At 64.6% G+C, this 14729-nt stretch carries 3 protein-coding genes and 2 pseudogenes; 1 reads left to right on the top strand and 4 read right to left on the bottom strand.

Features of this window, described 5'->3' with window-relative positions; all coding sequences use genetic code 11:
• Positions 1–4: 4 nt before the first annotated feature.
• A complete protein-coding gene (locus tag LCU97_RS05680) occupies positions 5–1108 on the bottom strand; it encodes a polyamine ABC transporter substrate-binding protein (protein ID WP_232775806.1) in 1104 nt (367 codons plus the stop codon).
• 136 nt (positions 1109–1244) lie between these two features.
• Here LCU97_RS05680 and LCU97_RS05675 point away from each other — a divergent pair, with 136 nt between their 5' ends.
• Positions 1245–2036, top strand: a complete 792-nt coding sequence (locus LCU97_RS05675; RefSeq protein ID WP_053156495.1) for a helix-turn-helix transcriptional regulator — start codon at positions 1245–1247, stop codon at positions 2034–2036.
• 54 nt (positions 2037–2090) lie between these two features.
• On the opposite strand, the gene LCU97_RS05670 is transcribed toward LCU97_RS05675, so the two are convergent.
• The 3 genes and pseudogenes from LCU97_RS05670 to LCU97_RS26730 all read right to left on the bottom strand — a co-directional run.
• On the bottom strand, positions 2091–3434 hold the full coding sequence (locus LCU97_RS05670) for an MFS transporter (RefSeq protein ID WP_232775805.1): 1344 nt from the start codon (positions 3432–3434) through the stop codon (positions 2091–2093).
• A gap of 70 nt (positions 3435–3504) precedes the next feature.
• Positions 3505–5112, bottom strand: a pseudogene (locus LCU97_RS26735) (thioesterase domain-containing protein); the annotation flags it as partial.
• 96 nt (positions 5113–5208) lie between these two features.
• Positions 5209–14691, bottom strand: a pseudogene (locus LCU97_RS26730) (amino acid adenylation domain-containing protein); the annotation flags it as partial.
• Positions 14692–14729: the final 38 nt, after the last annotated feature.

Raw genomic sequence — 14729 nt, 5'->3', positions numbered from 1 at the left:
CGGTTTAAATGCCGCTCTTCACTTTGGTCCAGACGCGGGTGCGAATTCGTTCCAAGGCCAGGGGCAACGGCTCTAGAGGGACAAGTGAAGCAACTGTTTTCTTGTCTGGATAAATCCAGGGGTTGTCACGTAACTGCTGCTCGACAAACTCAGTGGCGTCTTTGTTGGCGTTGGGATACAGCGTGTGATTTGAAGTCTTTGCGATGATTTCAGGGCGCAGCATGTAATTGATAAACGTCATGCCTTCCTTAGGGTGGGGCGCGTCTTTCAATAACACCAGATTTTCCGACCAGACCAGTGCGCCCTCGCGAGGGAGGCTGTAGGCAATCTTGCGCCCGGTTTGGTTTTTCTCGTTGATGGCCTGCGCAGCCAGAGCACCATTGGCCCATCCCACTACCGCACAGATATTGCCGTCGGCGAGGTCAGCGTCAATTCGGGATGAGTCGAAATAGAGCACGTAAGGACGGATTTTCAACAGCAGCGCCTGGGCCTTCTTGTAGTCATCCGGATTCTTGCTGTTGCTTGGCAGCCCCAGATAATGCAAGGCAATGGAAATGATTTCGCTGGGTGAATCGAGCATCGCCACGCCGCAGGACTTCAGTTTACTGATGTTCTCTTCTTTGAATATCAGGTCCCAGCTGTCGACCGGAGCATCGTCGCCCAGTGCGGCTTTGACTTTATCGATGTCATAGCCGATGCCCGTGGTGCCCCAGAGATAGGGTACGGCGTAACGATTACCGGGATCGTTGACGGCAAGTTGGGACAAGATGTCCGGATCGACATGGGATAAATTGCTTAGCTGATTCCGATCCAGCGGCTGGAGCACCCCCGCCTGGATCAGACTTGGCAAGACATTGGATGTGGCGACAACCACGTCGTATCCCGTGCGGCCAGCCATCACCTTGCTCTGCATGATTTCGGCACTGTCGAATGCATCCATGTGGAAGCGGGTGCCGGTTTCCTGCTCGAACTCCTTCGGGGTCTGCGGGGCGATAAACCCAAACCAGTTGTACAGATGCATGCCGGGTTCCACAGCTCCCACCGAGCTGCTTATCCCGATACAAAGAAGCGAGGCTGAAAATATGCTGCGCAGGCGCGACTTGCTCATACAACTATCCTTGTCAAGACGAGGGCCCTCATGGTCCTCGTAACCCGGTAGCGAATATACCGGGCATTGACGGAGAGTAAATACCTACGAATACTTATCCGCGCCCGACGAATCCCTAACCCAAAAGGGGTAGAAAATGCCTCTCGACCTCCATAGCCTGGCTTGGCATCGATCGATTGGACAATTGATCATGCGATTGAACCGTCCAGAATTCTGGAGCTCACTTGTTCGTTTGTTGAATGAATACGTGCAGGTCGACAACTGGGTTGTACTGATCTTCAGCAATCATCAAGTGCAAGTTGTCAGCCTTCCTGAAGTAGCCGACACAGAAGAAGTCGATGCGTTTATCCATCGCTATGTGAAGGGACTTTACATGCTGGATCCGTTCTACATAGCTGATCGAGAGGACCCTCAAAGCGGCTTCTTTCATATGCTCGATGTCGCACCTGAGCACTTTCTCGAGACGGAGTATTACCATCAGTATTTTGAACAGTATATTTCGGTGGATGAGGCGCAATACAACGTCAGGCTCGATGCGGAAAGAACCTTGTGCGTTTCTTTTGGAAGTCATATCCGCTTCAGTCAGGAGCAGATAACCACGCTTGATCTTATCAAGCCCTGGGTGACGGCACTCATGCATCAGCGCATGAATTTCGAGGTTGACGTCGCGAAGGATTTTACCGCGCCAGCCCCATGGCCGGAGACAATGTCCTCACTCGGCACGCCGTTGACTACGCGGGAGAATGATGTGCTCAAATTATTGCTGAGTGGTTTTTCCAATAAGGAAGTCGCGGGTAAACTTTCCCTGTCAGCCGAAACGATAAAAGTGCACCGTCGCAATATCTACTCGAAATTGAACATCAAGTCACAGTCCGAGTTGTTTGCTCGTTTCTTTACGTCGAAGCAGGATGCGCTTACGTCGAGTTGAACCTGCGGACTGTTCCTGACCTTCGTCTCAAGACTTTTCAAACAGAGCCTGGATTCAACAAGGTTCCACGTCTGGCACAAACGGCGCAGGTGCTCCCGCCCATCCCGGTGCCAGCCGTCGTAGCGGCTTGATCAGCAGACCGAGACAAGCCAGCAGCACATACAAAAAACCAGCGATGGCAAACAGCAAGCTCAGACCGCCGATCTTGCCGCTACCCAGTACCGGGGCGAGTGTAGCTTTCCAGTCGCCAGGGGCACTCAACAGCGGGATCGCCCAAGTGTCCGCCAGGGTGCCGGCGCCCAATGCTCCGATTGGCATCGCCAAAAGGCAAACCATCTGCCGCGTCGACAGGACGCGTCCCAGCACTTCGGCAGGCAGGCTGCGCTGCCAGAAGCTCTGGTCGCTGCTGGTGCTCAGCGAGAAGCAGCCAAACGCAACGAAAGCCGCTGCGTACAGCAGCACTGGGGAGTCGCTGATGCCGATGCCTAGCACGCTGGCGCCCAGCAACAGATCCGCGAGCAATACGGTGCGGATCAGCCGGGCGGGTGGCCTGGCCACCACCCACAACGAGCCGGCGAGCATGCCCAGGCCGCCGCAGGTCATCACAGTGCCCAGCATCAGCACCGAATGGCGCTCCATCACCAACGGTGACAACAGCGCCGAGGCCAGGCCGAGCATCAGGTGTTCCAACGCCAGGTAGCCTAACAGTGCCCACAAAGCCGGACGGCCGCGCAGCACGGCCAGTGCGCTCGGCGGGCCAACGGTGGGCGCTGCGCGGCCGGTGCCACTGACGCGCAGCGCCGAAGCGACCACCGCCAGCCAAGTCAGGATGCCAGCGGAAAACAGTACCGCGCCCACATCCAGCAACAGCACCCCGGGAACGCCAATGCCATCCAGCAGCAGTGCCGCCAGGGTCGGCGCGAGCAGCTGCGGCAAGCCAACCATCAATTGCATCAGGCCATTGGCCCGTCCGATGGCGCGAGGGCTGTGCAGCAAGCGCGGGATCGCCGCCTGGCAGACCAGCATGCGCACCACCAGCGCACTGGAGTTGATCGCGGCAAAGGCATACACCTGGCCGCGATCCAATGCCCCTTGGTCGAACAACCACCACAGCACCAGCGCGGCGAGGCCACTGCAGCCTTCGACACCGAGCAGAATCGCCCGCGCCTCGCAACGGTCCACCAGCCAGCCGGTCAGCGGTGCCAGGAGCAGGCCGGGCAAAGCCGACAAGGCGATGACCCAGGCGTAGTCGGTGACACTGGCCTGTTGCTGCAACAACCAGATGCCCAGGCTGAAAGCCGCGAGGGCCGATCCCAGGGTCGAAGCGACCTGGCCGAGCCAGGCCCACAGCCAGAGCCGGATCGCCCGGGCCCCTTGTGGGAGCGAGCCTGACCGCAATAGCGGCTGAGTACCCGCTCCGTGAGCAAGGTCGCGCCCAGTTCGGGGAGCGGATGTGCGTGAGCCTGCGTCAATCTTCACGGGATAACGGCGCCTCCAGCGCGGGCCAGTGGTGGCGCAGGTGCGCGGCCAGGGTGGGTGCTGCTCGTGCCTTGAGGATCGACAAGTGGTCGCAGTCGGCGATCACGCATTGCTGGCAGTCCAGGGCGAAGGCATCCCAGTGCTGTTCGACCGAAGAGGGTGGTTCACGGCCGTGCTCGGCCTGCAGCAGTACCACGGGGCCCGGGTAGGCCGGCGTCGGCTGGTAGTCGGTCGCCAGGTTGGCCTGGAACACCCGCAGCGGGCCGAGCAGTGACGCGGGCCTGGCCTGTGTCGGCATCAGACCGACAACCTGCATGCGTTCCAGCAACGTGGCGCATTGTTCTTCCGGCTCCTGATTCGCCAGGGTGTCCAGGTCAAGCTCCAGGCTGCATCCGGCGTCGAGTTCCAGCAACGCCACGTAGCGCCCCAAGGCCTCGCGGGTGTCGCGGGTCATGCGCTTGCCCGGTACACGGCTGTCGATCAGCAGCACCGGTGCCACCTGCGCACCGCTCGCCTGCAACTGACGGGCGATTTCAAGGGCCAGCCAGCCACCGAACGAATGTCCCAGCAGGTAGTAGGGACCCTGTGGCACTTGGGCACGGATTTCCCGCACATAGGCGCGGGCCGCCGCCTGCACCGACCCATGGGGTTCGCTGCGGCCATCGAGGCCACGGGCTTGCAGCCCGATCACCGTCAACCGCCCATCCAACTGGCGCACCAAAGGCACGAAACTGCTCACGTTGGCGCCCGCGCCCGGCACCATGAACAGGCAGGGCGCAGTGGGCGAGCCGGTTTGTAACGTCAGGCTGGCACGGCTGGCGACAGGTTGAAGCGGATGCGCCTCGCTCTGTGCCAGTGCCCGCTCCAGGGCGGCCGCCAGCCCCTGCAGATGCGTCGGATCGCGCATGATCGACCAGTGATCGCCTGCGACCCGCTGTTCCACCACATCCGCCCCCGGCAGCGCTCGCCAGTCGGCGCCCAGATCCCGGGCACCGATCAACTCTGGACGCGCCGAAACCGCGCTGAACAGATACACAGGCAAGCCCAGTGGCGCCGGCCGGTAGCGGACCATCGCGTTGCGCAGAGTCAGGTTCAGGCGCGCCCGGCGGATCAGTGCCAAACGATCAAAGGCCGGCGGCAACCAACCTCGGGTGCGCGCCGTGGCGAGCACGGCGTCGAGGTCCAGGCCGCGGTGCCAGGTTGCCTCCCGGTCGTCATCGGCCTGTTGGGTGGCCAGGTAGCCAAGCAATTGCTGACGCAGATCGCTTTCGTCGAGACTGAAGGGCAACACCGGTGCCCGCAATGCCCCTGGCTGACTGCTGTCGATCAGCCCGAGGAACGCCACTTTTTCATCCTCGCCCAGCAGTTGGCGCGCCATTTCATAGGCCAGCACACCGCCGGCCGACCAGCCCGCCAGCCGATAAGGACCGTCGGGCTGAACAGTGCGCAACAGCGTGATGTAGCGTTTGGCGAGGGTTGGGTTGTCGATGTCGTCTTCCAACTCGGCCGCGGCCTGCACGGCGTAGACACCGAGTTCCGGATCCAGGTGGCGGGCTAACCGTTCATACGGTAGCGCCTCGCCTGTGCCCTCGTGGATGAAAAACAAGGGCGGCTGGCGACCGCTGCCCGGACGAATACACAGCAGGCCCTGAGAGTCAGCGGTATCCCGCGCCACCACCTGACGGGCCAGTGCAGCCAGGTCCTCGGCGTTGAACAGCGCACCCACGGTAACGTCCATGCCTTGCGCGCGCAGGCCGTCGAGCAGTTGCACCAGCAGCAACGAGTGTCCGCCGAGGGCAAAGAAGTTATCTTCACGGCCGACCTGCTCAACCCCCAGCAACTGCGACCACAGCTGCGCCAGACAGGTTTCCGTGGCACCGCGCGGCGGAGTGTAGGGGCGTTGCTGCAGAGCCTGGTGGTCCGGCGCCGGCAAGGCACGCCGATCCAGTTTGCCGTTGGCCGTCAGCGGCCATTCTTGCACCTGGACATAGGCGCCGGGCAGCATGTGCGCTGGCAGCTGTTCGGCCAGAGCAGCGCGCAGCGTCCCCGGTGCCAGATCGCCACCCGACTCGGCCAGCAGGTAAGCGACCAGGCGCGGATCCCCTGGCTCGTCCTGACGCGCCACTACCACGGCCGAGCGTATACCGTCCAGCGCCACGAGGCGCGCTTCGATTTCTCCCAGTTCTATGCGAAAGCCGCGCACTTTGACCTGCTGGTCGTTACGACCCAGGTACTGCAACCGGCCGTCGGCGGTCCAGCGGGCCAGGTCGCCGGTCTTGTAGAGCCGCTCGCCGCGACTCCCGGCAAACCGCGCAGGCCGGAAGCGTTCGGCATCCAGGGCCGGTCGGTTCAGGTAACCCCGGGCAAGGCCAGGCCCGGCAACATGGATCTCACCGACCACACCCTGGGGTACCAACTCGCCATGTTCATCGAGCAAGTAGATGCGCAGATCCGGGATCGGCCGGCCGATGGGCACCAGTCCGGCGTCGGAGGTGCAGTCGGCGGCTTCGATCGCTTGATAGGTGACGTGCACCGTGGTCTCGGTAATGCCGTACATGTTCACCAGTTGTGTACGGTGGCTGTCCGGCCGTGCGAACCAGGGCCGTAGTGCGGCGCCGTCGAGGGCTTCACCACCGAACACAATGCAGCGCAGGCGATGGGGGGCGGCGCGGGTCTGCTTCATCCAGGCATAGAAGGCGCTGGGGGTTTGGTTGAGGACTGTGACGCCGGTGTCTACCAGCAGGTCGTAGAAGTCTTGCGGGCTGCGTGAGGTCAAATACGGCACCACCACCAGCCGGCCGCCATGCAGCAGCGCGCCCCAGATTTCCCAGACCGAGAAGTCGAACGCGAAGGAATGAAACAGCGTCCAGACGTCCCGCTCGTTGAACCCGAACCAGCCTTCGGTAGCGCTGAACAGCCTTAGCACCGCGCGGTGTTCGACCATGACGCCCTTGGGCACGCCGGTGGAGCCGGAGGTGTAAATGATGTACGCCAGGTCGGTATCACTGGCCTGAGGATCGGCCGGCAGATCTGTCCCAGGCTGTTCGCTCCAGTTGCCGCGATGTGGGTCCAGGGACAGGATCGTGCAGGCGGCGGGCACCTGCAGCGCTGGCGGTAGTGTCCCGAGGGTCAGTACCACTCGGGGGCTACTGTCGCCGAGGATGAAGTTCAAGCGTTGCGCGGGATAGACCGGGTCCAGCGGCACATAGGCGCCGCCGGCCTTGAAGCTCGCCAGGATGCCCACGAGCATGTCCAAGCCGCGCTCGGCGTGGATCGCCACGCGGCTTTCCGGGCCGACACCCAGCTCCCGAAGACGATGAGCCAGGCGGTTGGCGCGTTGGTTGAGGGCCCGATAAGTGAGGGTCTGCGTGCCGTACTGGAGTGCAATGGCGTCGCCTCGGTGCGCAGCCTGGGCCTCGAAACGCTGGTGCAGGCGTTCGCCCGATGCCGGCGCCAGGGGGGCGACGGGGTTGAAACCGTCGAGCAACTGCTGGCGTTCAGCCGGGCTGAGCAAGTCGATGGTGGCCACGGTCTGCTGATCGTCGGCGACCATGGCCCGCAGCACCGACAGCAGAGCATGCCAATGACGCGCCACGGTGGCGGCATCGAATAGCGCGGTGGCGTAGTTGAAGCCGCCCTGGATCACGCCGCCGGCCTCATGGACGTCCAGCGCCAGGTCGAACTTGGCCGTGGTCACGGGCGCGCCAACGCTTTCCAACTGCAAGCCGTTGCCCAGGTCAAGCTCCCCACGGGGCGCGTTCTGCCAGGCCAGCATCAATTGGAAAACCGCGTTATGGGCCTGTGACCGCGGCGGGTTGAGTGCTTCGATGACCTGCTCGAAGGGCAAGTCCTGATGGTCCTGGGCGGCGAGGGCGAGCGCCCTGACCTGGGTCAGCAGCGCGTCGACCCGCGGCCCTTCGTCCAGGTCGATGCACAGGGCCTGGAAGTTGACGAAGAAGCCGATCAGCGGTTCCAGCTCGACCCGGGCGCGGTTGGCGATGGGGGAGCCAATGACCACCTGGGCTTGGCCCGAGAAACGACTGACCACCACGGACCAGGCGGCCAGCAAGGTCATGTACAAGGTCACTCCATGGCGCTGGCTCAAGGTCTTGAGACCCTGGGTCAGCTCTGCGTCGATGTGCACCGGCAAGCTGGCACCCGCGTAATCCAGGCGCGGTGGGCGTGGCCGGTCAGTGGGCAAGGTGACGCAGGTCGGTGCGGCGCCCAGGTGTGCGGTCCAGTAGGAACGCTGGCGCTGCAATTCATCGCCTTGCAGCCATTGGCGTTGCCACAGGGTGTAGTCGCCGTACTGGTGCGTCAGTGCCGGCAACGGATCGTCCCGGCCCTGGCTGAAGGCCCGGTAGAGCTGGGAGAACTCGTCGGTGAGCACCCCCATGGACCAGCCGTCCGAGACCAGGTGGTGCACGGTTACCAGCAGGATGTGGTCGTCGGCCTCCAGACGCAGCAGGCGGGCACGGACCGGCCATTGGACGGTGAGATCGAAGGGGCGACCGGCTTCTTCGGCGCAATGGGCTTGCCACTCCGTCGCGCCGCCTGTGCTCAGGTCCAGGCTGACCAGCGGCAACGCGGCGGGCGGGTCGATGACTTGTCGCGCTTGTCCGGACAGGCTGACAAAGCGCGTGCGCAGGCTTTCATGGCGCGCCACGATGCGGTCAAGGGCCCGGCGCAGGGCGTTTTCATCCAACTGACCGCGCAAGCGCAAACCGGCGGGCATGTTGAAGGCCGCTGTCGAATCCGGATTGAGCTGCTGGATCAGCCAAAGGTTCTGCTGGGCGAACGACAGTGGCAGCGGTTGACTGCGATCAGCCTCCGGCAACGGGGCCTGGCGGTTGTGGACGGAACTGCCAAGCAGTGTGGCCATGGCGTGCAGGCGCGGCTGGGCGAAGACCGCCGAGAGCGGCACCTCCAGGCCCAACCGATGGCGGACCTGGGCGAGCAAGCGCAACGCCAGCAGCGAATGCCCACCGAGGGCGAAAAAGTCATCCTCCCGGCCAATCGGCTCGACGCCAAGCAGTTCACTCCAGATCGCCGCCAGGCCGATTTCCAGTTCGCCCCGCGGCGCGCTGTAGGGCGTCTGGGCGAACGATTCAGGCGTTGGGGCCGGCAGGCGCAGGCGATCGACCTTGCCATTGGCGGTGAGCGGCAGGCTCGCCAGTTGCACGAAGGCGGCTGGCACCATGTATTCCGGCAGGCGTTCGCTCAACTGACTACGCAGCGCCAGTGGCGACAACGCATGGGCCGCGTTGAAGTAAGCCACCAGGCGGGGTTCCCCACGCTCGTCCCGCTGCACGACGACCACCGATTCGCGAATGCCGGGCACTTGATCGAGGCGACTCTCCACCTCGGCGAGCTCGACCCGATAACCGCGGATCTTGACCTGCGAGTCGTTGCGTCCCAGGTATTGCAAGGTGCCTTCAGCGGTCCAGCGCGCCAGGTCACCGGTTTTGTAGAGGCGGGCTCCGCAGCGTTGGTCGAGAGGGTGGTCAATGAAGCGTTCAGCGGTCAGGTCCGGTCGATTCAGGTAGCCTTGGGCCAGGGCCAGGCCCGCCACATGCAACTCACCCACCGCGCCCTGGGGCACCCATTGGCCATGCGGGTCCAGCAGGCACACCTGGGTATTGGCGATCGGCCGGCCGATCACCGGTACGTCGGCCCATTGCTCGGGGTCATCGCCCAGGGTATGGGCACAGACCACATGGGTTTCGGTCGGACCGTAGTGATTGTGCAGGCGGGCCTGGGGGTGCTGGCGGAAAAACGCGCGCAGTGCTGCGGTGATGCGCAGGGCTTCGCCGGCAACGATCACATCGCGTAGCGCCGGCAACGCCAGCGGTGCTTCGCTCCAGCGCTCGGCCAGTGCCGCCAGGGCAATGTACGGCAGGAACAATCGCTCGATGCGGTTATCGCAGAGCCACTGCGGCAGGGCGTCGAGGTCCAGGCGCCGGGCTTCGTCCAGCAGCACCAAAGTCCCGCCGCTGCCCAGGGTGGAGAACATCTCCTGGAAGGCCACGTCGAAGCCCAGCGCGGCGAATTGCAGGGTGCGCGCGGCGCCAGGCAGCGCGTGACCAGCCTGCCAGGTCAACAGGTTGCTCAGGGCCAGATGCCCCATGGCGACACCCTTGGGCAGGCCGGTAGAACCGGAGGTGTACATGACGTACGCCAGATCGTCCGGGCTCGGTTGCGCCAACGGTGGTGCGGCGGGGGCGGGTGTCGCGGTGGCCGAGAGGCGGACGGACAACGTGCGGCAGCCCTCGCCAGTCTGCAAGGCCTCGACGTGCTCGATATCCCACAGCAGCAGGCAGGGTTGGCAATCGTCGATGATGCCTTGCCGACGGGCAATCGGCTGGCTGGGGTCGAGCGGCACGTAGGCCGCCCCGGTCTTGAGCGTGGCGACCAGGGCCAGCACCATTTCCAGGCTACGGGGCAGGTGGATGGCCACTCGTTGGCCGGGCCCTGCGCCCTGGTCGATCATTGCCCAGGCCAAGTGGTTGGCCTGGCGGTCCAGTTCCCCATAGCTCAAGCCGCGCCCATGCAGTTCAACGGCAATGGCGTCAGGCCGCAGCAGCGCTTGACGCTCGAAGGGGCGGTGCACCCAGCTCGCCTCGGGAAATGGGGTCGGCGCCGGGTTGAGCTGGTGCAGCAGGCGCTGGCGTTCGTCGGCGTCGACCAGTGCCAGGTGCGTGACCGCCTGACGATCGTCGGCGATGAACTGACGCAGCACTTGGATCAGGTAAGACCAATGCCGGCTGACGCTGGCGCAGTCGTACAGGGCAGTGGCGTAGTTGAGCCCGCCGATGATCCGTCCCTCGGCTTCGTAGAGTTCCAGGGAAAGATCGAACGGCGCGGTGGTCTGCTCTCCGGACAGGGGCGTGAGGCTCAGACCATCGAGGTCCAGGCTGCTGCGGGGCGCGTTCTGCCAGGCGAACATCAGCTGGAACACCGGCGTATGGGCCAACGAACGCGGCGGGTTGAGCGCCTCGACCACGTGCTCGAACGGAACGTCCTGATGGGCTTGAGCCTGCAAGGCATGCTCACGAACCTGGGCCAGCAACTGGCCGACTTCCGGCGCGCCGCTCAGGTCCACACACAGTGCCTGGGTGTTGACGAAAAAGCCGATCAGCGGCTCCACTTCACTGCGGGTGCGATTGGCGACCGGGGTGCCGATGACCACCCGTGCCTGGCCGGACAGGCGCGCCACCACCACGGCCCAGGCGGCCAACAGCGTCATGTACAGCGACGTACCGTGGCGCCGGCCCAGTGCCTTGAGCGCCGAAGCGGTAGGCTCATCCAGGGCCACCTCCAACCGCGCGCCGGCGAAATCCTGGCGCGGCGGCCGCGGGCGGTCGGTGGGCAGATCGACCCGTTCCGGGGCCTCGCGCAGGTGCTCGAGCCAGTAGGCCAATTGCCTGGCACCACGCTCACCGGCCAACCAGTCACGTTGCCAGGCGGCGTAGTCGGCGTATTGAATGGCCAGGGGCGCGAGCGAGTCCGGTGCGTTGCCATGGAAAGCTTTGTACAGCACCGAGAGTTCGTCGATCAGCACGCCGATGGACCAGCCGTCGGCGATGATGTGGTGCAAGGTCACGTGCAGCACGTGGCGTTGCGCACCCAGGCGCGCCAACCACACCCGCAGCAGTGGGCCCTCGCTCAGATCGAAGGGACGGGCCGCTTCGTGGGCCATGGCGGGCTGCAAGTCGGCGGCTTCGGCCAGCTCCACCCGTTCGAAATCCCAGCGCGGGGTGGGGTCGATGACTTGCCGGACCTCGCCGTCCTGTTCGATGAATCGCGCGCGCAGCACCGCGTGGCGCTCGACGATACGTGCCAGGGCATTGCGCAGGGCGTTTTCGTCCAGCTCGCCGTCCAAGCGCAGGGCACCGCTGATGTGATAGGCGGCGCTGGCCTGGGCGTCCAGGCGTGCGATGAACCAGAGACGCTGTTGGGCGAATGACAAGGGCCGCGCCGCTGTCTGCGGCAATACGGGAATGCCCGTCAGGGTGCTGTGTGCCGCGTTGACCAGCAGCGGTGCCAGCCCGGCCACGCTCGGGTGCGCGTACAGGGTGGCCAGGGGCAGTTCAAGGCCCAGGCGTTGGCGCACCCGCGAAACCCATTGCACGGCCAGCAGCGAATGCCCGCCCAGCTCGAAGAAATCATCGTGCCGGCCAACCCGGGCCACGCCCAAGAGGTCGCACCAGATTTCGGCCATGAGGCATTCCTGTTCTCCGCGCGGTGCCTCGTAGGCCTGAGTGCTCCAAGCGTCTTCGCCGGGGCGCGGCAAGGCCGCGCGGTCGAGTTTGCCGTTGGGCGTCAACGGCAGGGTGTCCAGCGCAACGATCAGGGCCGGCACCATGTGACCCGGCAAAACCTCGGCCAGGGCATCACGAAGGGCCGTTGCGACCAGCGGTCCATGATCTTCGGCCGCCACAGCGTAGGCCACCAACGCCGGCTCGCGACCCTCGCGCGCAAGCGCCAGTACCGCGGCGGCGCTGACCTGGGGCAGGGCCAGCAAGGCCGCTTCGACTTCCCCCAATTCGATGCGGAAACCGCGGATCTTGACCTGGAAGTCGTTGCGTCCCAGGTAATGGAGCTGCCCCTCGGCATCCCAAAAGCCCAGGTCGCCCGTGCGGTACAGCCGCGCCGTCGGGTCGCTGCTGAACGGGTCGGCCAGGAAACGCTCCCGGGTCAGCTCCGGACGGCGATGGTAACCGCGCCCGACGCCGGCACCGCCGATGTACAGCTCGCCCGGCACGCCCACCGGCAATGGTTGCAGGGCCTCGTCGAGGACATGCACCTGAGTATTGTCGATGGGTCGGCCGATGTGCGGCTGGAACCCCCGGTCACGGTCCATCGACACCCAGGTCGAATAGACGGTGGTTTCGGTCGGGCCGTAGAGGTTGTTGACCTGGCGCACGGCGCTGTCGGCGAACAGTCGTTCCACCAATGCCCGGGGCAACGCCTCGCCGGCCAGGTTGACGCACTCCAGCGAAGCCGCCAGAGCATCGGCGCGCAGCAGCGCGTCGAGCGCCGACGGCACCGTGTTGAGCAGGCTCAGGTCCGGGCGTTGGTCGAGCAAGGCGAGGGCGTCGTCCACCAGTTCCAGGGTGCCGCCACAGGACAGCGGCGCAAAGCATTCGAACACCGACAGGTCGAAGTTGATCGAGGTGCTGAACAGGCTGCGCTCGAGGGTTTGTGCACTGAAGCTACGCAGCGCCCAGTCAAGGAAGTTGCGTGCGTTGCGGTGCTCGATCATCACGCCCTTGGGCTGCCCGGTGGAACCGGACGTGTAGATCATGTAGGCCAGGTGATGGGGCTCAAGCGCCGTGTCCAACGGCGCGTCACCCTGTGGTGCATCGCCGCCGCGCAACACCTCGTCGACGTTCAGGCGCTGGCAATCGCTGGCGAGGATCAGCGTCAGCGGCGCATCGCTCATCGCCAGGATTGCCAGCGGGGCGCTGTCCTCAAGCATGTAGGCCAAGCGCTGGGCCGGGTACGCCGGGTCCAGCGGAACATAGGCACCGCCGGCCTTGAGCACAGCGAACAGCGCGACGACCAGTTCGGGGCTGCGGCGCAAATGGATGCCGACTCGCTGGTCGGGGCCGACGCCGAGTGCCTGCAGGTGCCGGGCCAGGAGACGGGCTTGGCGGTCCAGTTGGGCATAGGTCAGCTCGCGGTTCTTGCAACGCACCGCTACCGCCCCTGGCGTAAGGCGCGCCTGGGCTTCGAAGCGCTCGTGCAGCAGGGCGCGCTCGGGTAGAGCGCGCTGGGTGGCGTTGAACCGCGCCAGTTGCTGGCGTTCTTGCACCGGCAGTACATCGAGGCTACGGGCAAGCCGCTGCGGATCGGTATTCAAGGCTTCGACAAGGCTCTCCAGTGCACAGTGCATGAAGCTCCAGGCCCGTTGCGCGCCCACTTTACCGGCAATCTGCGCAGTCAGGCTGAAGCCTTGGCCCAGGTCGTCCACCGAAAAGGTGAAGGGATAGTTGGTGCGCTCGGCGTTGCTCAGCACGCGCATGCCCTCCACCTGCTGGTGCGGGGTGTCTTCCAGGCTGTAACGGAAATTGAGCAAGGCGCAGAACAACGGCGTACCGGACGGCACGCTGCTGCAACGTTGGGCCAGGGCCAATGGCGTGTGCTCGTGTTCGAGCAGTGCCGACAACGCCTGATGGGTGTGTTGCAGGCTGTCGACCACCGAACGCTGTGCAAAACCGATGCGCAGCGGCAGGGTATTGATGAATACGCCCAATGCCTGGTCGGCACCTTGCACCCCTTGCAGCCGCCCCAGCAACACCGTGCCGAACACGACGTCGGCGCGGCCTGTGGCCTTGCCCAACACCAGCGCCATGGCCAAGTGAAAGAGGCTCGCCACACCCACCCGATGCTGACGCGCCGCCTGGCGCAGGGTTGTCGCCAGCGCCGGTTCGAGGGGCGCGCGTACTTCGTCAAGGACGCCGGTGTTCTGCACATCGAGCAGCCCGAACGGGGCCGTGGGTTCGCTGACGTCGGACAGCATCGATTGGAAAAATGCCTGCTGTCGGGCGCTGTCCTGGTTACGCCGGGCGTGGGCGACGAAGCGGCGGAACGGCACGGGCTCCCTCAGTGCACTGTTCCGGCCCTGTTGAATCAGGACGATTTCTTCGACCATGCGCTCCAGGGTGGTGTGGTCCAGTACCAGGTGATGGTGCAAGACCTGCAACAGCCAGCGCTGCTGCGCGGCGTCGAATGCCTTCACCACCCGCAGCAGCGGCGCCTGGCGGATGTCCAGGCGTAGCTGGCGGGGATCGGTGTGGGCTTGCAACTGCGCCAACGCATCGTCCTGGGTGATACGCAGGACCTCGACCGGCAGCGGCGCGGTGCGCCAGACCACCTGCACCGGTTGGTCCAGGTCTACCCAGGCCAGGGCGGTGCGCAGGATGTCGTGACGGTCGATGACCCGTTGCAAGGCTTCGCAGAATGCGTCCAGGCCGGTCTCCTGGTCAAACGCAAGGGTGGTGTGCAGCAGGTAGGTATCGCCCTGGTCCTGCAAGAGATAATGAAAAAACAGGCCTTCCTGCAACGGGGCCAAGGGGTAGATGTCCTGGACGTTGGTCGCGCCCCCTTCAACGCCGGCAACGATCCGATCGACCTGTGCCTGGGTCAGGTCCACCAGAGGCAGCAGGTCTGGGGTGATCCGGGTGCAGCCCGGCGGTAGGGGACCGCCTG

Source organism: Pseudomonas uvaldensis, assembly GCF_021271205.1.
GTDB classification, from domain to species: domain Bacteria; phylum Pseudomonadota; class Gammaproteobacteria; order Pseudomonadales; family Pseudomonadaceae; genus Aquipseudomonas; species Aquipseudomonas uvaldensis.
The sequence above is the reverse complement of the archived record's forward strand: the minus strand, read 5'-3'. Positions and strand labels throughout refer to the sequence as shown.